Below are 20,862 nucleotides of genomic sequence, written 5' to 3' on the forward strand. Positions count from 1 at the left end.
TCGGTGACGCTCTCGCCGAGCTGGGGCATAGTGACGGAGACCGGCATGGCTCTCAGCGACTCCTTCGAGAAAATTACTGTGCGCGGCTGTTCAGCCGTGCACGTGCAACGGCTTGCCGGCGAGCGCGAGGTGCGCCTCGCCGACCGCCTCGGACTGGGTCGGGTGGGGGTGGATCAGCTGGGCGACCTCGCTCGGGAGGGCCTCCCAGTTGTAGATGAGCTGGCCCTCGGCGATCAGCTCGCCGACGCGCGCGCCGACCATGTGCAGGCCGAGGACGGGGCCGTCCACGGCCGCGATCACCTTGACCTCGCCCTGCGTCCCCAGGATCTTGCTCTTGGGGTTGCCGGCCAGGTCGTAGGTGACCTCGTTGATCTCGTACCCGCGCTCGCGGGCCATCGCCGAGGTGATGCCCACCGAGGCGACCTCGGGATCGGAGTAGGTGATGCGCGGCACGCCGTCGTAGTCGATCGGCGCGGGGGCGAGCCCGCCGAGCCGCTCGGCGACGAGGATGCCCTCGGCGAAGCCGACGTGGGCCAGCTGCGGCGTGGCGACCAGGTCGCCGACCGCCGAGATCGTGGGGACGCTGGTGCGGCAGAACTCGTCGACCTTCACGTAGCCGCGCTCGAGCTCGACGCCGGCCTCCTCCAGGCCGATGCCGTCGGAGACGGGCCCGCGGCCCACCGCCACCAGCAGCAGCTCGGCGTCGACGACCTTGCCGCCTTCCAGCGTGACGGAGATGCCGCCCTGCGTCGTCTTGGCGCTCTCGAACCGGGTGCCGAGCTCGAACTTGATGCCGCGCTTGCGGAACGCGCGCTCCAGCCGCTTGGAGCTGGACTCCTCCTCCAGCGGCAGCAGGTGGGGCAGGGCCTCGACGATGGTGACCTCGGCGCCGAACGAGCGCCAGACGCTGGCGAACTCCACGCCGATGACGCCGCCGCCGAGAATGATCACCGAGCCGGGGACGTGCTCCAGCCGCAGCGCGTGGTCGCTGGAGATCACGCGCTCGCCGTCGATCTCCAGCCCGGGCAGCGACTTCGGCGCCGACCCGGTGCCGAGCACGATGTGCTGGCCCTCGAGCGCGAGCGTGCGGCCGTCGGGCGTGCGGACCTCGACGGTCGTCGGGCCGGCCAGCCGGCCCTCGCCCTGGACGACCTCGATCCCGCGCGACTTGATCAGCCCCGTGAGGCCCTTCACCGTCGTGGAGACGACCCGGTCCTTGTAGGCGTTGACGCCGGCGACGTCGATGCCCTCGAACGCGGCCTTCACGCCGAACCTCGCGGCCTCGCGGGTCTGGTCGGCCACCTCGGCCGCGTGCAGCAGCGCCTTGGTGGGGATGCAGCCGCGGTTGAGGCACGTCCCGCCGAGCGACTCGTCGCGCTCGACGAGCGCGACCGACCTGCCGAGTTCGGCGGCGCGCAGCGCGCACGCGTAGCCGCCGCTGCCGGCACCCAGGACCACGATGTCGTAGGGGCCGTTATTCGCCACTGGACGCTCCCTTTCCCCGGAGACGGCACCGCGCGGGCCGCGGCGCCCTCGGGCGGGACGAACCCGTAACGGGCCCCCACCGCCACGAGAAATCTATTGTGTCCCGCCCCGGCCGGTGCCGGGCGGCCCCCGCGAAATCCCGGCGGCCCTACAGGATCCCGGCCGCGAGGTCCTCGGCGATCTGGACCAGCGTGCGGGTCGCCGCCCCGGTGCCGCCCTTCGGGGTGTACCCGTAGGCCTCGCCCTGCTGGAACGAGGGGCCGGCGATGTCGAGGTGCGCCCACTTCACGCCGTCCGGGACGAACTCCTTGAGGAAGACGCCGGCGACCAGCATCCCGCCCCAGCGGTCGCCGCTGATGTTGGCGATGTCGGCGACCGACGAGTCGAGCCCCTTGCGCAGCTCGGCCGGCAGCGGCATGCCCCAGGAGGCCTCCCCGGCGCGCTCGGCCGCCGCCACCACTTTCTCACGGACGCCGTCGTCGTTGGCCATGACCCCGGCGGTCCGGCTGCCGAGCGCGACCAGCTGCGCGCCGGTCAGCGTGGCCACGTCCACGACCAGGTCGGGGGAGTCCTCGCCGGAGCGGACCAGCGCGTCGGCGAGCACGAGGCGCCCCTCGGCGTCGGTGTTGAGGACCTCGACGGTCTTGCCGCCGTAGATGCGCAGCACGTCGGACGGGCGCTGGGCGCTGCCGCTCGGCATGTTCTCGGCGATGGCCAGGTAGCCGACGACGTTGACCTTCGGGGCCAGCTCGGCGATGGCGGCCATCGCGCCGAGCACCGCGCCGGCGCCGCCCATGTCGGACTTCATCCAGTCCATGGAGCCGGCCGGCTTCAGCGACAGGCCGCCGGAGTCGAAGGTGATGCCCTTGCCGACCAGCGCGAGGGTCTTGGTCGCCTCCGGGTGGCCGTAGGACAGCCGGACGAGCCGGGGCGGGTTCACCGAGCCCTGCCCGACGCCGGTGATGCCGCCGTAGCCGCCGTCCACCAGCGCCTTCTCGTCGAAGACCTCGATGCCGAGGCCGCTGTCGCGGGCGACCCGCTCGGCCTCGTTCGCGAGGTCCTCGGGGGTGAGGTCGGAGGGCGGGGTGTTGACCAGGTCGCGCACGAGGTTGACCGCGGACGCCAGCACCCGGGCGCGCTCGACGGCGACGTCGGTGGCGGCGGGGGCGACCAGGCGGATCTCGCCGACCGGGCTCTTGTGCCCGTCGCCGGTCCGGTAGGAGTCGAAGGAGTAGGCGCCGAGCAGCGCGCCCAGCGCGACGGCCTCGGCCTCGGCGGCGTCCCCGGCGGGCAGCGCGACCGCGACCTTCGCGGACCCGGCCAGCGCGCGGACGGCGGCGCCGGCGGCGCGGCGCAGGTCCTCGGCGGTGGGGCCGTCGCCCAGCCCGGCGGCGACGACCACCGGGGCGGTGACGGCGCCCAGCGTGGGCAGCTTGGTGATCTCGCCGGCCTTGCCGGTGGCGCCGAGCGCGCCGAGCGCCGTGGCGAGCCTCCCGTCCAGGGCGCGGTCGAGGTCCTCGGCGCCGGCGGCGGGCGCGGCCCCCGCGTCCGCCGGGACGGCTCCGATCACGATGGCGTCGACGTCGAGGCCGGCCAGGTCTGCGCTGTCAAGTCCGATGCTCGTCACGTAGTCCGATGTTAGTCCTCCCGTTGACCGGTTTCGCCCTTTTGGATCAAGCATTGCCGGGCCCGGAACCTGCCGCTGCCTGCCGGATCGCGGTCGGTCGCCGGGTCGGGCGGTCGCCGGCCCGGCGGGCCGGGGCGGCGGGGCGCGGGCGCCGCGGCGCCGGCGGCGTGCGCGCGGAGGCGGCGGCACGTGCGGCGGTGAAGGCGGCGTAGGGGGTGGCGGAACCCCGGCGGTTCTCCCTATCAGTGCAGGTCACCGGGGTGGCGGCAGGTTTTCGGGTGGCGTTGCCGGACCGGTATTCCCCTATTCCTATTGATTTAGTAGGTTTTGCCCGGACCGGCCGCCCCACCACTGGAGAACCCATGTCCCTCGTGGAGAACCGCGCCGACGTCCCCGTGACGGTGGACGAGGCGCTCTGCATCGACGGCTGCACCCTGTGCATCGACGTCTGCCCGCTGGACGCGCTGGCGGTGCACCCGGAGACCGGCAAGGCGTACATGCACGTGGACGAGTGCTGGTACTGCGGGCCGTGCGCCGACCGCTGCCCGACCGGGGCCGTGACCGTCAACATGCCGTACCTGCTGCGCTGAGGAATCCGATGAACGCGAAGAACAGGACGCTGGCGGCCGGCGCCGCCCTCCTCCCGCTGCTCGCCGGCTGCACGGTCGCAGGGAACGCCGCCGACGGCGGCGGCTCGGGGCAGATCGTCGTGGGATACCAGTCCAAGACCATCAACACCGTCACCGCCGGGACGCTGCTGCGCTCGCTCGGCTACTTCGAGAAGCGGCTCAAGCAGCTCGGGAAGCAGGACGGCACGAAGTACTCGGTCGTGTGGCGCGACTACGACACCGGCGCGCCCATCACCGCACAGATGCTCGCCGGGAAGATCGACATCGGCTCGATGGGCGACTACCCGCTGCTGATCAACGGCTCGCGGGCGCAGGCGCAGGGCGGCGACGCGAGGACCTCGTGGGTGGCGGTGACCGGCTACAACCTGCGCGGCTCGCTGAACGGCGTGGTCGTCGCCCCGAACTCCAAGGCCAAGACGCTGCGCGACCTCAAGGGCGAGACGGTCTCGACGAGCGTCGGCTCGGCGGGGCACGGCACGTTCGTCCAGGCGGCCCGCAAGTACGGGCTGGACCCCGCCAAGGACGTCAAGGTCGAGAACCAGCAGCCAACGGTGGGCGCGTCGGCGTTGCAGGCGGGGAGCGCGGCGGCGTTCGCGCAGTTCGTCGCCTGGCCCGGCCTGCTGGTGAACAAGGGGCAGGCGCGCCTGCTCTACGACGGCGGCCAGCTCGACGTGCCGACGTTCCACGGCGTCGTCGTCCGCAACCAGTTCGCCGAGAAAGAAGGCAAGGTGCTGGACGCGTTCCTGCGCGCGCAGATCGACGCGACGAACTACCTGCACGCGCACCCGCTCGAGGCCGCCGAATCGGTGGCGTCCACCACCGGGCTGCCCGCCGAGACCGTGTACCTCTACAACGGCGCGGGCGGCGTCGCCACCTTCGACCCGACCATCAAGCAGCGGCTGAAGGACGCGTTCGTGCACGACGTGCCGTTCCTGAAGTCGATCGGGGTCATCCAGACGCCGCTGGACGTCGGGCCCTTCATCAACGACTCCTACATCAGGAAGGCGTACGGCTCGTCCTACGACCACGACGCCGCGTCCACCGCCAACCCCGCCGCCATCACCGGAACCGACGAGGTCTGCAAGACCAAGGTGGACGACCCGGCGGCGGCCGGCGAGGTGTGGGTTCAGGGCGAGGACAAGACGCGGCCCGTCGCCGACCCCGTCTGCCTGCTGAAGAACGTGCGCGCGCTCCAGGGCCAGGGGAAGAAGCTCCGGGCCGTCTACATCCCCGACGCCACCACCGGGACGCGCTGGTTCGCCGACAAGGACGTGTGGGTCGAGGACCCGTCGGCGAAGGCGCAGCAGCGGTTCAAGCCGTTCGCGACGGACGAGGGCGCGCGGAAGTACGTCTCCGCCCATTCCGGCGCCAAGGTCGTCACCTATGCCGAGGCGGTGAAGAACGCGTGAGCCGCTACTTGCGCTGGCCCGTCCGCGCCGCGTCCCTCCTGGCCGCGCTCGCGGTGTGGCAGCTGCTGACCGCCGCGAACGTCCGGCTGTGGGTGCGGTTCGACCGCTTCCCCGGCCCGGTGGACGTCCTGCACGAGTTCGGCCGGCAGGTCGAGCACGCCCAGTACTGGCAGGACGTCGCGCAGAGCCTCGTGCGCATCCTCACCGGATTCGCGCTCGCCGCCGTCCTCGGCGTCGCGGCGGGCATCGCCACCGCCCGGTCGCGGTGGGCGGGCGACGTCCTGCAGCCGCTGTTCGAGGTCGCCCGGCCGATCCCGGCGATCGCGCTGGTGCCGGTCGCGATCCTGCTGTTCCCCGCCAACGAGCAGGGCATCGTGTTCATCACCTTCGCCGCCGCGTTCTTCCCCGTCCTCGTCGGCACCCGGCACGCGGTGAAGGCGCTCCCGGTCGTGTGGGAGGACGCCGTCCGCACGCTGGGCGGCAGCCGGATCCGGGTGCTGCTCGGGGTCGTCCTGCCAGGGATCCTGCCGGGCGTGTTCGGCGGCCTGTCCATCGGCATGGGCGTGGCGTGGATCTGCGTGATCTCCGCCGAGATGATCTCCGGCGACTTCGGCGTCGGCTACCGGACCTGGCAGGCGTACACGATCGTCGACTACCCCGGCGTGCTCGTCGGGATGGCCACCATCGGGCTGCTCGGCTACCTCACCTCCGCCGCCGTGGAGCTGACCGGCCGCCGGCTGACCCGCTGGTTGCCCAGGGAGGAGCGCTCGTCATGAGCGGACTCGAACTGCGGGCCGAGGGCGTGACGCTCGGCTACGGCGGCCGGGCCGTCGTCACGGGGCTCGACCTGACCGCCGAGGCCGGCGAGATCCTCGCCGTGCTCGGGCCGTCCGGCTGCGGCAAGTCGACGCTGCTGCGCGCGTTCGCCGGGCTGCTGCCGGTCGTGTCCGGCCGCCTGCTCGCCGGCGGCGAGCCGGTCACCGGGCCGTCCGCCGACCGCGCGCTGATGTTCCAGGACGACGCGCTGCTGCCGTGGCGGACCGCGCGCCGCAACGTCGAGCTGGCGCTGGCGCTGCGCGGCGTCCGGCGCGCGGAGCGGCGCGCGGCGGCGGACCGCTGGCTGGCCCGGGTCGGCCTCGGCGACGCCGCCGGCCGGCTGCCCCGCGAGCTGTCGGGCGGGATGCGCCAGCGCGTCCAGCTCGCCCGGACGCTCGCCGCCGGGCCCCGCGCGATCCTCATGGACGAGCCGTTCGGCGCCCTGGACGCCCAGACCCGCGCGAGCATGCAGCGCCTACTGCTCGACGTCATCGCGGACGCGCCCGCGACCGTCGTGTTCGTCACCCACGACGTGGACGAGGCGCTGCTGATCGGGCACCGCCTCGTCGTCCTCGGCGCGGGCGGCGTCACCGCGCGGTTCCCCGTGTCCCCGTCCCGCGACGAGGTCCTCGCCGCGCTGGGGGCGGGCCCGGGGACGCGGGAGATCGAGACCAAGGAGACCGTGTGATGCAGATCCCCGCCGTGACCGAGCGGCGCGAGCTGAGCGCCGACGTGCTGGTGATCGGCGGCGGCACCGCCGGGACGATGGCCGCGATCACCGCGGCCGAGCACGGCGCCTCGGTGCTGCTGCTGGAGAAGGCGCACGTCCGGCATTCCGGGGCGCTCGCCATGGGCATGGACGGCGTGAACAACGCGGTCATCCCGGGCAAGGCGACGCCGGAGGACTACGTCGCCGAGATCACCCGCGCCAACGACGGCATCGTGAACCAGCGGACCGTCCACCAGACCGCGACGCGCGGCTTCGCGATGGTGAAGCGGCTCGAGAAGTACGGCGTGAAGTTCGAGAAGGACGAGCACGGCGAGTACGCCGTGCGACGCGTCCACCGCTCCGGCTCCTACGTGCTGCCGATGCCGGAGGGGAAGGACGTCAAGAAGGCGCTGTACCGGGTGCTGCGGCAGCGCTCCATCCGGGAGAAGGTGACGATCGAGAACCGCGTCATGCCGGTGCGCGTCCTGACGTCGGGCGGACGCGCGGTCGGGGCGGTCGGGTTCGACACACGCAGCGGCGAGTTCGTCACCGTGTCCGCCGGCGCCGTGATCCTGGCGACCGGGGCGTGCGGGCGGCTCGGGCTGCCCGCGTCCGGCTACCTGTACGGGACGTACGAGAACCCGACCAACGCGGGCGACGGCTACGCGATGGCCTACCACGCGGGCGCCGAGCTGAGCGGCATCGAATGCTTCCAGATCAACCCGCTCATCAAGGACTACAACGGGCCCGCCTGCGCCTACGTCGCCAACCCGTTCGGCGGCTACCAGGTGAACGCCGAGGGCACCCGGTTCGTCGACTGCGACTACTGGTCCGGTCAGATGATGTCCGAGGTCAAACGGGAGATCGACTCCGCGCGCGGCCCGATCTACCTCAAGCTCACCCACCTGCCGGACGAGACGCTGACCGCCCTCGAAGGCATCCTGCACACCACCGAGCGGCCGACGCGCGGCACCTTCCACGCGGGCCGCGGCCACGACTACCGCACCCACGACGTGGAGATGCACATCTCCGAGATCGGGCTGTGCGGCGGGCACTCGGCGTCCGGCGTCTGGGTGGACGAGAACGCCCGCACGACCGTCCCCGGCCTGTACGCGGCGGGCGACCTGGCCTGCGTGCCGCACAACTACATGATCGGCGCGTTCGTCTTCGGCGACCTGGCGGGCGCGCACGCGTCCGCGCATCTCGGCGCGCCGGGTGCGCTGCCGGAGGACCAGATCCGGGCCGCGCACGAGCTGATCTACCGGCCGCTCCGCCACCCCGACGGCCCGCCGCAACCGCAGGTCGAGTACAAGCTGCGCCGGTTCGTCAACGACTACGTGGCGCCGCCCAAGACGCGGACCAGGCTCGACATCGCCGTCGAGACGTTCGCCCGGATGGAGACCGAGATCGCCGCGATGGGCGCGCGGACCCCGCACGAGCTGATGCGCTGCGCCGAGGTCACCTTCATCCGCGACTGCGCCGAGATGGCCGCCCGCTCCTCCCTCACCCGCACCGAGAGCCGCTGGGGCCTCTACCACGACCGCGCCGACCTGCCCGAACGCGACGACGCCGAGTGGATGTTCCACCTCAACCTGCGGCGCCGCGACGACGGTGCGATGGAGTTCGTGAAGCGGCCCGTCGCCCCGTACCTGGTCCCCGTCGAGGAGTTCACCGTCCCGGTCGGCGCCGAGCCGCAGGTGCTCGGCACCGCCGCCTCCGCGCCGGTCGCCGCCGCGGCCGGGCCGGCCGCGGGGACCCGTCCGGCGCCCGCGGTCGGACGGTCCCCGCGGCTGCTGGAACTGCAACGGCTCGCCGAGACCGAGCCGGACGTCGATGCCGTCGCCGCCTACCTGTCCGACCCCGACCCGAAGGTGCGGCGCGCCGCCGTCGCGACGCTCACCGAGGTCGTCCCGGACGGCGTCGCCGGGGCCCTGGCGACCGCGCTCGCCGACGGGCACGGCTCGGTCCGGCACGCGGCGGCGACGGCGCTGCGCGAACTCGTCGAGGTCCTGCCGGCGACGGCGGACGTCCGGGACGCGCTGACCGGCGCCCTCGGCGTCCCGGACGCGCAGGTGCGGGCGGCGGTCCTGGACGTCCTGCGCGCGCTGCGCCTCGGCACCGCGGAGCTGTTCACCGGGGCGCTCGCCGATCCCGACCACCGCGTCCGGTTGCAGGCCGTCCGCGGGCTCGTCGCGCACGACGCGGCGGAGGGGGTCGCGCGGGCGGCGGGCGACGCGTCCCGGGAGGTGCGGATCGCCGTCGCGCACGGGCTCGGCACGGTCGGCGAACCCGCGTCCGCCGGCGCCCTGGCGGGCCTGCTCGGGGACGCCGACGACCTCGTGCGGGCCGCCGCGCTGGAGGCGCTCGCGGGCGTCGGCTGCCCGCCCCCGCTGGACGGCCGGGCCGCCGCCGCGCTGCACGACCCGGCCTGGCAGGTCCGCGCCGGCGCCGCGCGCGGCCTCGCCGCGGCCGATCCCGAGGTCGCGTCCGTTCCGCTGATCAAGGCGCTGGACGACCCGCACCTCGACGTCCGCAAGGCCGCTGTGATCGCGCTGTCGGCGCATCCCCGCACGGCCGAGATCGACGGGGCGCTGAGCGCGGCGCGGTCGGACCCGGACGCCGACGTCCGCGCCTACGCCCGCCGCGCCCTCACCCCCTGACCGCCGCCAGGGTCAGCAGGGCGGCGGTCGCGGCGATCTCCACCAGCGCGCCGAGGACGTCGCCGGTGACGCCGCCCAGCCGCCGGACGGCGTGCCGGAGCATCAGCAGCGCCGCGCCGAGACCGACCACGACCGCCGCGAGCGCGTGCAGGACGCCGCCGAGGCCCCCGGACGCCGCTCCGGCGGCCCCGGCGGCGACCAGCACCGCGGCGGTCGCGGCGAGCGCGCCGGGCATCGGGACGGTCCCCGCGACCAGCGCCCCCAGCCCGCCCGGACGGGCCGCGGGGACGCCGGCGCGGCACGCCCACGGCAACGCCAGCCGGCCCGTGACGGCGGCGATCAGCGCGGCGACGGCGGCGTGCGGCGCCGACGCCAGCGCCGCGACCTGGATCAGCAGCACGAGCAGCAGCGTGACGACGCCGAACGGCCCGATGTCGGACCGCTTCATGATCGTTAGCGCGTCGGCGGCGGGACGCCCGCTGCCCAGACCGTCCGCGAGGTCGGCCAGGCCGTCCAGATGCAGCGCGCGGGTGAGCACCGCCGTCGCCCCCACCGCGACGGCCGCGGCGAGCAGGCCGGACAGGTCGAGCGCGTCGCCCAGCAGCAGGACGAGCGCCGCGGCGCCACCGGTGATCAGCCCCACGAGCGGGGCGGCGAGCATCGCCGCGCGGGCGGTGCCGCGGTCGACGTCGCCGGTGCGCAGCGGCACGACGGTGAGCAGCGTCACCGCCAGCCGCAGCCCGGCGACCGCGCTGTTCACGGCAGCTCCAGGACGCGGCCCGCCACCACCAGCGCCGCCTCCTCCGACTCGGCGGCGAGCCGCTGGTTGACCATCCCGATCATGTCGCGGAACGCGCGGCCCGACGGCGTCGTGGGCACCAGCGAGAACCCGACCTCGTCCGACACCGCGACCACCCGCGCCGCGGTGCCGCGCCATGCCGCGACCAGGTCGTCCACGGCCGGGAGGGCGCGCGCCGGGTCGTCCCAGGCGCCCGCGTCGTCCATCGCCGCCGCGAGCCAGGTGCCGATGCCGTCGACCAGGACCGCCCCGGACGCCGACGCCAGCACGCCCGCGAGGTCGGTCGTCTCGGCCGTCGTCCACCAGGCGGGGCGGCGGCTCCGGTGCGCCTCGACCCGCCGCGTCCACTCCGGGTCGTCGTCGCGGGCCGGGCCCGTCGCGACATAGAGGACGTCCGGGCAGCCCGCCAGCCGCATTTCGGCCTCGGCCGACTTGCCCGAACGGGACCCGCCCAGCAGAAGCGTCCGGAACGGACCGTCCTGCGGGCGCAGCCAGAACACCATGCGCCGCTCCAACTCGGCCGGGGACGGCATCCGGTGATCCACGTGCACCGCCATGACCCGCGTCCTGGCCGCCACCGCGCCGACACGGCGGAGGTGGCCGAGGTGCTCCGGAGAGCCCGCCATGTCGAGCAGGACGGCGTCGTACCGCGTGTCCGCGGCGGGTTCGGGGCGGGCACCCGGCCCGGACGCCATCAGGACCCGGCCTCCGCCGGGAGCCGCGATGTCTCGCCCGCCGGGGACGTCCGTAACGGCGCAGCGATCCAGCGGCACGCCGTCGAGCAGGACGGTGGCCGGTTCGTGCCGCACACCGGCGGCGCGGAGCCGGCCGCACGAGGCGCAGCGGCACCCGTCCTCGGGCCAGCCCTGCGGAGCCGCGATACCGCGGAGTTCGATGTCCATATCGGTCCGAAACTCTACGGTCCCTCCTGGATACGCTCACCGGGAAGGATCACGACCTCCCGTAAGGAGACCCGGTGGGCAACCCCCCGAACGCGCCGTGGCCGGAGCAGGGGCCTCAGCCTCCCTACGGCCCGCCCCCCGTGCCGCCCGGCCCCGTACCGCCCGGCCCGCCGCCGCACGGCGGTCCGCCGCCGGGCCCGCAGGGCTGGCAGCCGGGGCCGCCGCCACCGCCGCGGGGCGGGGGACCGGGCCTGCTGATCGCACTGATCGGCGGCGGGCTGGTGCTCGTCCTGATCATCGTCGGTGTCGTCGTCCTGGCCGTCCACAGCGGCGGGGACGGCGGGGACGACACCGCGGAAGGAGGCGGCGGAGCCGGGCCCCGGCTCCAGGTCGGCCAGATCGCGGGCGGCGCGGAGGCCGTCCCGAACGCCGACGGCAGCCTCACCATGGCCCGGCCCGGCGTCACGTCCCCGGTGGTCGACATCTACGAGGACTTCTCCTGCCCGCCCTGCGGCAACTTCGACAAGACCAACGACCCGATGCTCAAGCAGATCGCGGTGGCCGGGGAGGCGAAGGTCGTCTTCCACCCCATGGTCATCTTCGGCGCGGGCACCGAACCGCAGCACGGCAACTCCACCCGCGCCGCGGCGGCGCTGCGCTGCGTCGGCGACGGCGCGCGCTGGCTGTCCTACCAGGACGCGCTCTACGCCCACCAGCCGTCCGAGACCGAGCAGGGCTACGACACCGCCGACCTGATCGCCTGGGCCGCGCCGTACGGGCTCACCGGCGACGACTTCAAGCAGTGCGTGAGGGGCCAGAGGTTCGCCGGCGAGGTCGCGACGGTGAGCCGCTCGTACATCTCGGCCGGCGTCCAGGGCACCCCGACCGTCCGCGTCAACGGCCGGGCTCTCGGCAACGCCGACCTCCAGACCCCGGACGCGCTGCGGCGTGCCATCGAGGCCGCGTCCTGACCGGAGCGGCTAGTCTCACCCGCGACGAGGGAGGTCGAGCGCGATGGCGTGGAGCTGGCGTTTGGAGAAGGCCGACGGCACGACGGTCGGCACGTCCGAGGAGTCCTTCTCCACCCAGTCGGACGCGGAGAGCTGGCTGGGCGAGAACTGGCGGGGCCTGCGCACCGGCGAGGTCGACAAGGTGACCCTGCTGGACGGCGAGACGGTCGTCTACGGGATGAGCCTGGACGACCCGCAGTGACGCGAACGGCGAGGGCCGCGGGACGCCTGCGTCCCGCGGCCCCGCCGTCCGGCGCGCCTCAGCTCACGGGCGGGTGCGCGGGCTGACGGTCTTGGACGCGTCGCGGATCACGACGTCGCCGAGGACGTCGTCGATCCGCTTCAGCACGTCGGCGTCCAGCTTCACCCCGGCCGCCTTCACGTTGTCGGCGACCTGCTCGGGACGGGACGCGCCGACGATCGCCGCCGACACGTTCGGGTTCTGCAGCGTCCACGCGATCGCCAGCTGCGCCATCGACAGCCCGAGGTCGTCGGCGACCGGCTTCAGGTTCTGCACGCGGGTCAGAAGGTCGTCGTTCAGGTAGCGCTTGATCATGTCGGCGCCGCCCTTGTCGTCGGTCGCGCGCGACCCCTCCGGCAGCGGCTGCCCGGGCTTGTACTTGCCGGTCAGCACGCCCTGCGCGATCGGCGACCAGACGATCTGGCCGATCCCCTCGCGCTCGCACAGCGGGACGACCTCCTCCTCGATGACCCGCCACAGCATCGAGTACTGCGGCTGGCTGGAGACGATCCGGTCGAACCCCATCTCGTCGGCGATCTTCAGGGCGCGCTCGATCTCCTCGGCGCGCCACTCCGACACCCCGACGTACAGCACCTTGCCCTGCCGGACGAGGTCGTCGAAGGCGCGGAGGGTCTCCTCCAGCGGCGTCTCGTGGTCGAACCGGTGGGCCTGGTACAGGTCCACGTAGTCGGTGCCGAGGCGGCGGAGCGACCCGTTGATCGACTCCATGATGTGCTTGCGCGACAGGCCGCGGTCGTTCACGCCGGGCCCGGTGGGCCAGTAGACCTTGGTGAAGATCTCCAGCCCCTCGCGGCGCTGCCCCTTGAGCGCGCGGCCGAGCACCTCCTCGGCGCGCGTCCCGGCGTACACGTCCGCGGTGTCGAAGGTGGTGATCCCCTCGTCGAGGGCCGCCCGCACGCAGGCGCGCGCCGCGTCCTCCTCGACCTGGGAGCCGTGGGTGAGCCAGTTGCCGTACGCGATCTCGCTGATCTTCAGACCGCTCCGGCCCAGGTATCGGAACTCCATGCTCCCGACCCTAGCCCGGCGGGGATCTTCCTCGGTCACCCGCGGGCGCGTCCGGACCCGGGTCCGCAGGGCGGGGGACCGGAGGTCAGATCCTGTCCTTCTCCCCGACCTTCACCTGCGGGGCCGGCATCCGCAGCCGGCGGATCTGCATCGCGCGCATCGCCGCGTACAGCCCGACGCCCCTGGTGTCCTCGTCCGGGTGCCGCTCGGTGGCGAGCTTCTTGATGCCGCGGCTGAGCAGCAGCCCCTCGCCGAACACCACGACCAGCAGCAGCGGCGGCGCGAACAGGACCAGCAGCTTGGCCGCCGGGATCGGCAGCAGGCTCAGCAGCACGATCGCGAACATCGCGTACATCAGGTACGAGCCGACGGTGCGGCGCGAGTCGACGTAGTTGCGGGCCAGCCGGCGCACGGGCCCCTTGTCGCGCTTGAGCAGGTACTTGTCGTCGCCCCGGGCCATGCCCGCGCGCGCCCGCTCGCGCTCGGTCGCCTGCCGCTCGCGCACCTTCTTGTACGCCTCTTTGCGAGTGGACGGCGCGGTGATCGGCTGGCGGCGGCGCTTCTCGGCCTCGCTCCGCTTCGGCGTAGGCCGCCCCTTGCCTCCCGGCTTCGCCATTACTACCTGAGGAGGATTCGCGGGGGCTTCCCGGGTACGACGCTTGAACACGGGGTCAGCCTACCGGCTGCGAACATCGTGGCTGCCTCGCGCGTTAACGCGTAGGGTGATAAGAACCCCAGCAGTGGTCATTGAGCCCAGTATGCGACTGAGGCGACAGCACGAAGGGACCGGCGCCGCGCGATGAGCGTGATGAAAAGAATGTCGATGATCTTCAAGGCCAAGGCCAACAAGGCCCTGGACCGGGCGGAGGATCCTCGCGAGACGCTCGACTACTCCTACCAGCGCCAGCTGGAGATGCTGCAGAAGGTCCGTCGGGGGGTCGCCGACGTCGCCACCTCGCGCAAGCGTCTCGAGCTGCAGATCAACCAGCTCGAGCAGCAGCAGAACAAGCTGACCGACCAGGGCAAGAAGGCGCTGCAGGTGGGCCGGGAGGACCTGGCCCGCGAGGCGCTGACCCGCCGGTCCGGGCTGGACTCCCAGCTGAACGACCTGCGCGCGCAGTACCAGCAGCTGCAGGGCGAGGAGGAGAAGCTGACGCTCGCCTCCCAGCGGCTGCAGGCCAAGGTCGACTCCTTCCGCACCCGCAAGGAGACGATCAAGGCGACCTACACCGCCGCCGAGGCGCAGACCAAGATCAACGAGGCCTTCTCCGGCATCTCCGAGGAGATGGGCGACGTGGGCCTGGCGATCCAGCGCGCCGAGGAGAAGACCGAGAACATGAAGGCGCGCGCCGGCGCCATCGACGAGCTGCTCGCCTCCGGCGCGCTCGAGGACTTCTCCGGTCCCCGCGACGACATCCAGGCCGAGCTGGACCGGATGGGCTCCGGCCCCGGCGTCGACCTGGAGCTGGAGCGGCTGAAGGCCGAGCTCGGCCAAGGCCCGGCGCCCAAGGAGCTGAACCAGGGCTCGCCCACCGCGCAGCCGCAGCAGCAGCCGCACGACACCCCGCAGCAGGCCCCGTGGCCGCAGCAGCCCGGGGGTGCGCAGTGATCGTCCGCCTGATGGGCGAGGGGCAGCTGGACGTGGCCGACGGCGACCTGGCCGCGCTCAACACCCTGGACGGCGAGCTGGAGTCGGCCATCGAGGCCGGCGACGAGACGGCGTTCCGCGCCGCCCTGCACACCCTCCTGGAGAGCGTGCGCAAGGTCGGCAGGCCGCTTCCCGCCGACAGCCTCGCGCCGTCGGAGCTGATCCTGCCGCCGGCGGACGCGGCCATCGACGAGGTGCGCGCGATGCTCGGCGACGAGGGGCTCATCCCCGACTGACCCGGTGCCCGCGAGCGACGGGCACCGGGCCGGTCGGGCCCCGCCCCGGCGACGGGCGCGCCCGGCACGGCGGCGGGACCGGTCGTCCTCCAGGACGATGCGCGCGCGACCCGGCGGCTCCTGGCACAAAAACCGGGGCTCGCGCGTTCTCACAAGTGAATCGGGGAAAGAAACTGGGGGTTGCCGGATGGCCTCGACGCGTTACGCCTCCGACCGGGGGCTGACGTCACGCATGCTCGTGACCATGTTCCTGCTGGGGCTGGTCTACGTCGTCTTCGTGACGGCGTTCTTCGTGATCGCTCCCAAGTTCGGGATGATCGCCCTTGTCGTCGCGCTGGCGTTCCTGTTCGCGCAGTACTTCTTCTCCGACAAGCTGACGATGTTCGCCATGCACGGCCGGGAGGTCTCGCCGGAGGAGGCGCCCGAGCTGCACGGCGTCATCGACCGGATCTGCGCGATGTCGGACGCCCCGAAGCCGCGGGTCGCGGTCGCCGACACCGACGTGCCGAACGCGTTCGCGACCGGCCGCAACCAGAAGAAGGCCGTGGTCTGCGTCACCACCGGGCTGCTGCGCCGGCTCGACCCGGTCGAGCTGGAGGGCGTGCTCGCGCACGAGATGGCGCACGTCGCGCACAAGGACGTCGCGGTCATGACGATCGCCTCGTTCCTCGGCATCTGCGCCGGCCTCATCACCCGGTTCGGCCTGGAGTGGGGACTGTGGGGCGGCTTCAACCGCCGCGACAACGACCAGAACACCGGGATGATCCTGCTCGCCGTGGTCGCGGTCAGCGCCGTCGCCTACGCGATCAGCTTCCTGCTCACCCGCGCGCTGTCGCGCTACCGCGAGCTGTCGGCCGACCGGGCCGCCGCGCTGCTGACCGGCCGCCCGTCCGCGCTGGCCAGCGCGCTGACGAAGGTTTCGGGGGAGATCGCCAGGATCCCGACCAACGACCTGCGCCAGGCGCAGGCGTTCAACGCCTTCTTCTTCACCCCGGCCTTCGGCAAGGGCTTCACCATCTCGCACCTGTTCTCCACGCACCCGCCGCTGGACAAGCGGCTCGCGCAGCTGTCGAAGATCTCCGACCAGCTCAGCAGGGGAGTCTGACCCGTGGGTTTCCTGGACACGCTGCTCGGCCGGTCCAAGCCGGTCAAGCCGGACCTCGACCGGCTCTTCGGGCTGTCCACGGCGGCGATCACGCTGGAGGCGGCCGCGGGGTTCAAGCCGACCGGTCTGGGCTCGGTCTGCTTCCGGGCGGCGGAGGGCGGCGCGTTCGCGCGGCTGCAGGCCGACGTCCAGGAGCTGCTCGACGCCGACGAGGGCCCGAAGGTCGAGATCAGCAACGACTCATACGGGTACACATGGCTGCTGGCGACGCACCCGCCGGAGGAGCTGCCCGACCTGGTCACCGACCTGCACGCGGTGAACGCCACGCTGGAGTCGGGCGGCTTCGGCCCGCACCTGCTGTGCTCGCTCGCCGGCTTCCGCGGCCCCGAAGGGCAGCGGCTCGCGCTGGTCTACCTGTACAAGCGCGGCACCTTCTACCCGTTCGCCCCGCTGCCGGGGGACAAGCGCGACAACGCGCTGGAGCTCCAGGTGCGCGGCGCGGTCGGCGCCGACCTGCCCTTCGAGCAGGACCTCGGCCGCTGGTTCCCGGTGTGGGGCGCCCCGGGCCTGTGAGCCCGCCTCCCGGGCGCGGCCCGTCCGGGGCCGTCCCTAGAGCCCGGGCCGCGGGCCGCCGCGGGGTATGTCACTGTCGAAGGTCCGTGCACGGTCGGTTCATGCGGGAGGCGTAATGTCCGGACGGCCCTGGGACCATCTCCGCCACTGCGACGCGCTGGAGCGTGAGGCCGCCGCGTTCGCCGACGTCGCGGCGGGCGCCGGGCTCGAGGAGCCGGTGCCGTCCTGCCCCGGCTGGTCCGTCGCCGAACTGATCCGCCATCTCGGCGCCATGCACCGGTGGGCCGGCGGGACCGTCCGGGTGGGCGCCCCGCGCCGGCTCAGCCTGCGCGAGCTCGGCGTCTCCTTCCCGGTGGTGCCGGGCGACCATGTGCCGTGGTTCGGGGAGGGCGCCGAGCGGCTGCTGGCGATCCTGCGGGCGGCCGACCCGGACGCGCCGGTGTGGGCGTGGGGCGTCGACCAGCACGTCCGGTTCTGGTCCCGCCGGATGCTGTTCGAGACCGCGGTGCACCGCGCCGACCTGGAGATCGCCTGCGGCCGGACGCCCGCCGTCGACCCCGAGGCGGCCGCCGAGGGCATGGACGAGCTGCTGCAGAACCTGGAGAAGGCCGCCGCGTTCGCGCCCAAGGTGGAGAACCTGCGCGGCGACGGCGAGGTGCTGGCCTTCGACGCCGCCGACATCGGCTCCCGCTGGCTGTTCCGCCTGCTCCCGGACCGCTTCGAATGGACCCGCCACGACGGCGCGGACGCCGGAGGCGCCGACGTCGGAGGCGCCGACGCGACGGTCCGCGGCGGCGCCTCCGACGTCTTCCTGTTCCTGTGGGGCCGCCGCAAGCTCGGCGACCCCGCCCTGGACTTCACCGGCAACGACGACCTGCTCGTCCACTGGGTCGAGAACTCAGCGATCTAGCTAGGGCAGAGCGAGCATCTGGTCGAGGGCGGCTCGGGCGTTGCGGGCGGTGTCCTCGTCGACCGTGATGACGTTCTCGACCTCTCCGCGGACGAGCGCCTCCAGCGTCCAGACCAGGTGCGGCAGGTCGATGCGGTTCATCGTGGAGCAGTAGCAGACGGTCTTGTCGAGGAACATGACGTTCTTGTCGGGGTGGGCGTTCGCCAGCCGCCGCACCAGGTTCAGCTCGGTGCCGACCGCCCACGACGTGCCGGGCTCGGCCGCCTCGATCGTCTTGATGATGTACTCGGTGGAGCCGATCTGGTCGGCGGCGGTGACGACCTCGTGCCGGCATTCGGGGTGCACCAGGACGTTCACTCCGGGGACCCGCGCGCGGACGTCGTCCACCGACTCCTTGCTGAAGCGGCCGTGCACCGAGCAGTGGCCGCGCCAGAGGATCATCCTGGCATCGCGCAACTGCTGGTGGGTGAGACCGCCCCCGCGGCGGTGCGGGCTGTAGACGACGCAGTCGTCCAGCGAGAAGCCCATCTCCAGGACGGCGGTGTTGCGGCCGAGGTGCTGGTCGGGCAGGAACAGGACCTTCTTGCCCTTGGCGTAGGCCCAGTCCAGGGCGCGCTTGGCGTTGGACGAGGTGCAGACCACGCCGCCGTGCCGTCCGACGAACCCCTTGATGTCGGCCGAGGAGTTCATGTAGGTCACCGGGACGACGTCGTCGGCCACGCCCGCGTCCTCCAGGACGTCCCAGCACTCCTCGACCTGGTCGAAGGTGGCCATGTCGGCCATGGAGCATCCGGCGCCGAGGTCGGGAAGGATCACCTTCTGGTGCGGCGCGGTGAGGATGTCGGCGGACTCGGCCATGAAGTGCACGCCGCAGAACACGATGTAGGGCGCCTCGGGGCGCGCGGCGGCCTTCTGCGCGAGCTTGAAGGAGTCGCCGGTGACGTCGGCGAACTGGATGACCTCGTCGCGCTGGTAGTGGTGGCCGAGCACGAAGACCGAGTCGCCGAGGGCCGCCTTGGCGGCGCGGGCCCGCTCGACCAGCGCGGGGTCGGACGCGGGCGGCAGCTCGCCCGGGCAGTCCACGCCGCGCTCGCTGGCCGGGTCGGAGCCCTCGCCGAGGAGCAGCAGCGGAAGGTCGCGCACAGGGGTGGTCACGGGAGTCTCCCTCCTGCGACGGGACTTATCGTCGCTCTGACGACTAATGATGGCACATCATCGGCGCGGCCGACGTGTGACGTAGACCGCACCCCCGGGCGGCGTTAAACATCGGCGATACGCGGAATGGCCTAGTGGCGAGGTACGTTGTCCTACGGGAAGAGGCGTAAGTCGTCCTCGAGGACAAGCGACGATCCGCCGCACCGCGGCGCAGCGAGACCCGGGAGCTGAACACATGACGGTTTCAGGCGAGACCACGCAGGAGACCACGCAGCAGGGCGTCGTTCTCACCGACGCCGCCGCCGAGAAGGCCAAGGGCCTGCTCGAGCAGGAGGGCCGCGACGACCTTGCGCTGCGTGTCGCCGTGCAGCCGGGCGGCTGCTCCGGCCTGATCTACCAGCTCTTCTTCGACGAGCGGGAGATGGACGGGGACGTGGTCCAGGACTTCGGCGGACTGAACGTGCGCGTCGACCGGATGAGCGCGCCCTACCTCACCGGCGCCACGATCGACTTCGTCGACAGCATCGAGAAGCAGGGCTTCACGATCGACAACCCGAACGCGTCGGGCTCCTGCGCCTGCGGCGACTCCTTCAACTAGGGGTTGGCGGCACCGGCCGGGGAGTCCCGGCCGGACGGGCCAGGCGAGGGGGCGGCCGGACGAGGAGTCCGGGCGCCCCTTCGCGCATGCCCTTCCCGCCCGGCGGGGATGCGCACCCGCCGCGCCGTGTGGTCCGATGGGAAGTAGTCTTTCCGGGTTGAAACAGCCGGTGACAAGCCGGACGACCACGACGAGGAGAGCGACGCGTGCGCATCGCCGTGACTGGCTCCATTGCGACCGACCATCTGATGACCTTCCCCGGAAGGTTCACCGACCAGCTCCTGCCCGACCAGCTCGAACGGGTCTCGCTGTCCTTCCTGGTGGACGAGCTGGAGATCCGCCGCGGCGGGGTCGCCGCGAACATCTGCTTCGGGATGGGCAGCCTCGGCACGGAGTCCATCCTCGTCGGCTCGGTCGGCGACGACTTCGCCGACTACCGCTCCTGGCTGGAGCGCAACCGCGTGGACACCGCGTCCGTGCACGTGTCCGAGGTGCACCACACCTCCCGGTTCCTGTGCACGACCGACCAGGACCAGAACCAGATCGCGTCCTTCTACGCCGGCGCGATGAGCGAGGCCCGCTCGATCGAGCTCGGCCCCGTCGCCGAGCGCGTCGGCGGGCTCGACCTCGTCATGATCAGCGCGAACGACCCGGACGCCATGCTCCGGCACACCGAGGAGTGCCGCACCCGCGGCATCCCGTTCGCGGCCGACCCGTCCCAGCAGCTCGCCCGGATGGACGGCGCGGACGTGCGCCGCCTCCTCGACGGCGCCGCGTACCTGTTCAGCAACGAGTACGAGAAGGCCCTGTTCGAGGAGAAGACCGGCTGGTCCGGCGAGGAGGTGCTGTCGCGGGTCGGGATCCGCGTCACCACCCTCGGCGCCAAGGGCGTCGTCATCGACCGGCAGGGGGAGGAGGGCCTGCACGTGCCCTGCGTCCCCGTCGAGAACGTCGTGGACCCGACCGGCGTGGGCGACGCGTTCCGCTCCGGCTTCCTGTCGGCGACGGCCTGGGGCCTGCCGCTGGAGCGCGCCGCGCAGGTCGGCAGCACCGTCGCCGCGTACGCCCTGGAGGCCGCGGGCGGGCAGGAGTACACACTGTCGCGGCGGGCGTTCCTCGACCGGCTCTCCGCCGCCTACGGCGCCGACGCGGCCGCCGACGTCGAGCCGCACATCGCCTGCCCCAACCCGTAGGCGCCCGCCTCCACTCGCAGGCGCCGCCTCGACTCGCGGGCGCCGCCTCGACTCGCGGGCGCCGCCTCGACTCGCGGGCGCCGACGCGTGACCGAGGGCCGCACCCCCGCCGGGGTGCGGCCCTCGGTCAC

The 20,862-nt window shown here is 73.0% G+C and carries 21 protein-coding genes; 14 read left to right on the top strand and 7 right to left on the bottom strand.

What is annotated here, in order from left to right; genetic code table 11:
* Nucleotides 1-90: 90 nt before the first annotated feature.
* Together lpdA and QP089_RS36785 are read right to left on the bottom strand one after the other, a co-directional pair.
* Entirely contained in the window at nucleotides 91-1,485 is a 1,395-nt protein-coding gene (gene lpdA, locus QP089_RS36780) for a dihydrolipoyl dehydrogenase (protein WP_285918236.1), read from the bottom strand.
* 148 nt (nucleotides 1,486-1,633) lie between these two features.
* Nucleotides 1,634-3,166 (bottom strand): leucyl aminopeptidase, encoded by a 1,533-nt coding sequence (locus QP089_RS36785; protein ID WP_446474114.1) that lies wholly within the window; start codon nucleotides 3,164-3,166, stop codon nucleotides 1,634-1,636.
* A gap of 308 nt (nucleotides 3,167-3,474) precedes the next feature.
* Between QP089_RS36785 and QP089_RS36790 the strand changes: the two genes are divergently transcribed.
* Genes QP089_RS36790 through QP089_RS36810 form a run of 5 tightly spaced genes read left to right on the top strand, consistent with a single transcriptional unit; the run spans nucleotide 3,475 to nucleotide 9,335 of the window.
* On the top strand, nucleotides 3,475-3,702 hold the full coding sequence (locus QP089_RS36790; protein WP_131763497.1) for a 4Fe-4S dicluster domain-containing protein: 228 nt from the start codon (nucleotides 3,475-3,477) through the stop codon (nucleotides 3,700-3,702).
* An 8-nt stretch (nucleotides 3,703-3,710) separates the two neighbouring features.
* Nucleotides 3,711-5,150 (top strand): ABC transporter substrate-binding protein, encoded by a 1,440-nt coding sequence (locus QP089_RS36795; protein WP_285918241.1) that lies wholly within the window; start codon nucleotides 3,711-3,713, stop codon nucleotides 5,148-5,150.
* Complete coding sequence (locus tag QP089_RS36800; RefSeq protein WP_285918242.1) at nucleotides 5,147-5,926, top strand: ABC transporter permease; 780 nt, start codon at nucleotides 5,147-5,149, stop codon at nucleotides 5,924-5,926. The genes QP089_RS36795 and QP089_RS36800 overlap by 4 nt, the downstream gene beginning before the upstream one ends.
* Nucleotides 5,923-6,654 carry an ABC transporter ATP-binding protein gene (locus tag QP089_RS36805; RefSeq protein ID WP_285918244.1) on the top strand — a complete coding sequence of 244 codons (732 nt, stop codon included), beginning with the start codon at nucleotides 5,923-5,925 and terminating at the stop codon, nucleotides 6,652-6,654. Before QP089_RS36800 ends, QP089_RS36805 begins: the two co-directional genes overlap by 4 nt.
* Nucleotides 6,654-9,335, top strand: coding sequence for a fumarate reductase/succinate dehydrogenase flavoprotein subunit (locus QP089_RS36810; protein WP_285918246.1), 2,682 nt, complete (start codon nucleotides 6,654-6,656; stop codon nucleotides 9,333-9,335). Before QP089_RS36805 ends, QP089_RS36810 begins: the two co-directional genes overlap by 1 nt.
* On the opposite strand, the gene QP089_RS36815 is transcribed toward QP089_RS36810, so the two are convergent.
* Both QP089_RS36815 and QP089_RS36820 read right to left on the bottom strand, forming a co-directional pair.
* Nucleotides 9,325-10,095, bottom strand: a complete 771-nt coding sequence (locus QP089_RS36815; RefSeq protein WP_285918248.1) for an adenosylcobinamide-GDP ribazoletransferase — start codon at nucleotides 10,093-10,095, stop codon at nucleotides 9,325-9,327. The two genes, QP089_RS36810 and QP089_RS36815, sit on opposite strands and share 11 nt — an antisense overlap.
* Nucleotides 10,092-11,036, bottom strand: a complete 945-nt coding sequence (locus QP089_RS36820; RefSeq protein ID WP_285918249.1) for a bifunctional adenosylcobinamide kinase/adenosylcobinamide-phosphate guanylyltransferase — start codon at nucleotides 11,034-11,036, stop codon at nucleotides 10,092-10,094. The genes QP089_RS36815 and QP089_RS36820 overlap by 4 nt, the downstream gene beginning before the upstream one ends.
* Before the next feature lie 74 nt (nucleotides 11,037-11,110).
* On the opposite strand from QP089_RS36820, the gene QP089_RS36825 reads away from it, so the two are divergent.
* Nucleotides 11,111-12,007 (top strand): DsbA family protein, encoded by an 897-nt coding sequence (locus tag QP089_RS36825; RefSeq protein WP_285918250.1) that lies wholly within the window; start codon nucleotides 11,111-11,113, stop codon nucleotides 12,005-12,007.
* Nucleotides 12,008-12,050: 43 nt separating this feature from the next.
* A complete protein-coding gene (locus tag QP089_RS36830) occupies nucleotides 12,051-12,248 on the top strand; it encodes a hypothetical protein (protein ID WP_285918252.1) in 198 nt (65 codons plus the stop codon).
* A gap of 63 nt (nucleotides 12,249-12,311) precedes the next feature.
* On the opposite strand, the gene QP089_RS36835 is transcribed toward QP089_RS36830, so the two are convergent.
* Complete coding sequence (locus QP089_RS36835) at nucleotides 12,312-13,313, bottom strand: aldo/keto reductase family protein (RefSeq protein WP_285918254.1); 1,002 nt, start codon at nucleotides 13,311-13,313, stop codon at nucleotides 12,312-12,314.
* Between the two features lie 85 nt (nucleotides 13,314-13,398).
* Nucleotides 13,399-13,929 carry a DUF3043 domain-containing protein gene (locus tag QP089_RS36840; protein WP_285918256.1) on the bottom strand — a complete coding sequence of 177 codons (531 nt, stop codon included), beginning with the start codon at nucleotides 13,927-13,929 and terminating at the stop codon, nucleotides 13,399-13,401.
* A 183-nt stretch (nucleotides 13,930-14,112) separates the two neighbouring features.
* On the opposite strand from QP089_RS36840, the gene QP089_RS36845 reads away from it, so the two are divergent.
* The 5 genes from QP089_RS36845 to QP089_RS36865 all read left to right on the top strand — a co-directional run bounded on the left by QP089_RS36845 (nucleotide 14,113) and on the right by QP089_RS36865 (nucleotide 17,785).
* Nucleotides 14,113-14,922, top strand: coding sequence for a PspA/IM30 family protein (locus QP089_RS36845; RefSeq protein ID WP_285918258.1), 810 nt, complete (start codon nucleotides 14,113-14,115; stop codon nucleotides 14,920-14,922).
* Nucleotides 14,919-15,197 (top strand): PspA-associated protein PspAA, encoded by a 279-nt coding sequence (gene pspAA, locus QP089_RS36850; protein WP_285918260.1) that lies wholly within the window; start codon nucleotides 14,919-14,921, stop codon nucleotides 15,195-15,197. The genes QP089_RS36845 and pspAA overlap by 4 nt, the downstream gene beginning before the upstream one ends.
* Before the next feature lie 187 nt (nucleotides 15,198-15,384).
* Nucleotides 15,385-16,302: a zinc metalloprotease HtpX gene (htpX, locus tag QP089_RS36855; protein WP_285918262.1), complete on the top strand. Its 918-nt coding sequence runs from the start codon at nucleotides 15,385-15,387 to the stop codon at nucleotides 16,300-16,302.
* A gap of 3 nt (nucleotides 16,303-16,305) precedes the next feature.
* Nucleotides 16,306-16,875, top strand: coding sequence for a PspA-associated protein PspAB (gene pspAB / locus QP089_RS36860; RefSeq protein WP_285918263.1), 570 nt, complete (start codon nucleotides 16,306-16,308; stop codon nucleotides 16,873-16,875).
* Between the two features lie 115 nt (nucleotides 16,876-16,990).
* On the top strand, nucleotides 16,991-17,785 hold the full coding sequence (locus QP089_RS36865; protein WP_285918265.1) for a maleylpyruvate isomerase family mycothiol-dependent enzyme: 795 nt from the start codon (nucleotides 16,991-16,993) through the stop codon (nucleotides 17,783-17,785).
* Here QP089_RS36865 and nadA read toward each other — a convergent pair whose 3' ends face one another.
* The gene (nadA, locus tag QP089_RS36870) at nucleotides 17,786-18,940 is read right to left on the bottom strand and encodes a quinolinate synthase NadA (RefSeq protein WP_285918266.1); all 1,155 of its coding nucleotides are present in this window, start codon (nucleotides 18,938-18,940) and stop codon (nucleotides 17,786-17,788) included.
* Between the two features lie 235 nt (nucleotides 18,941-19,175).
* On the opposite strand from nadA, the gene QP089_RS36875 reads away from it, so the two are divergent.
* Complete coding sequence (locus QP089_RS36875) at nucleotides 19,176-19,538, top strand: HesB/IscA family protein (protein ID WP_285918268.1); 363 nt, start codon at nucleotides 19,176-19,178, stop codon at nucleotides 19,536-19,538.
* A gap of 206 nt (nucleotides 19,539-19,744) precedes the next feature.
* The gene (locus QP089_RS36880) at nucleotides 19,745-20,731 is read left to right on the top strand and encodes a carbohydrate kinase family protein (RefSeq protein ID WP_285918270.1); all 987 of its coding nucleotides are present in this window, start codon (nucleotides 19,745-19,747) and stop codon (nucleotides 20,729-20,731) included.
* Nucleotides 20,732-20,862: the final 131 nt, after the last annotated feature.

It is taken from the genome of Actinomadura opuntiae, from assembly GCF_030283205.1.
Lineage (GTDB): Bacteria > Actinomycetota > Actinomycetes > Streptosporangiales > Streptosporangiaceae > Spirillospora.

What these genes read in the sequence shown, in the direction of transcription:
- QP089_RS36790 (WP_131763497.1), top strand. Translation starts at nt 3,475, where the DNA reads ATGTCCCTCGTGGAGAACCGCGCCGACGTCCCCGTGACGGTGGACGAG.
- QP089_RS36795 (WP_285918241.1), top strand. Translation starts at nt 3,711, where the DNA reads ATGAACGCGAAGAACAGGACGCTGGCGGCCGGCGCCGCCCTCCTCCCG.
- QP089_RS36830 (WP_285918252.1), top strand. Translation starts at nt 12,051, where the DNA reads ATGGCGTGGAGCTGGCGTTTGGAGAAGGCCGACGGCACGACGGTCGGC.
- QP089_RS36840 (WP_285918256.1), bottom strand. Translation starts at nt 13,929, where the DNA reads ATGGCGAAGCCGGGAGGCAAGGGGCGGCCTACGCCGAAGCGGAGCGAG.
- QP089_RS36835 (WP_285918254.1), bottom strand. Translation starts at nt 13,313, where the DNA reads ATGGAGTTCCGATACCTGGGCCGGAGCGGTCTGAAGATCAGCGAGATC.
- QP089_RS36820 (WP_285918249.1), bottom strand. Translation starts at nt 11,036, where the DNA reads ATGGACATCGAACTCCGCGGTATCGCGGCTCCGCAGGGCTGGCCCGAG.
- QP089_RS36805 (WP_285918244.1), top strand. Translation starts at nt 5,923, where the DNA reads ATGAGCGGACTCGAACTGCGGGCCGAGGGCGTGACGCTCGGCTACGGC.
- QP089_RS36810 (WP_285918246.1), top strand. Translation starts at nt 6,654, where the DNA reads ATGCAGATCCCCGCCGTGACCGAGCGGCGCGAGCTGAGCGCCGACGTG.
- QP089_RS36865 (WP_285918265.1), top strand. Translation starts at nt 16,991, where the DNA reads ATGTCCGGACGGCCCTGGGACCATCTCCGCCACTGCGACGCGCTGGAG.
- QP089_RS36785 (WP_446474114.1), bottom strand. Translation starts at nt 3,166, where the DNA reads ATGCTTGATCCAAAAGGGCGAAACCGGTCAACGGGAGGACTAACATCG.
- htpX (WP_285918262.1), top strand. Translation starts at nt 15,385, where the DNA reads ATGGCCTCGACGCGTTACGCCTCCGACCGGGGGCTGACGTCACGCATG.
- QP089_RS36845 (WP_285918258.1), top strand. Translation starts at nt 14,113, where the DNA reads ATGAGCGTGATGAAAAGAATGTCGATGATCTTCAAGGCCAAGGCCAAC.
- QP089_RS36875 (WP_285918268.1), top strand. Translation starts at nt 19,176, where the DNA reads ATGACGGTTTCAGGCGAGACCACGCAGGAGACCACGCAGCAGGGCGTC.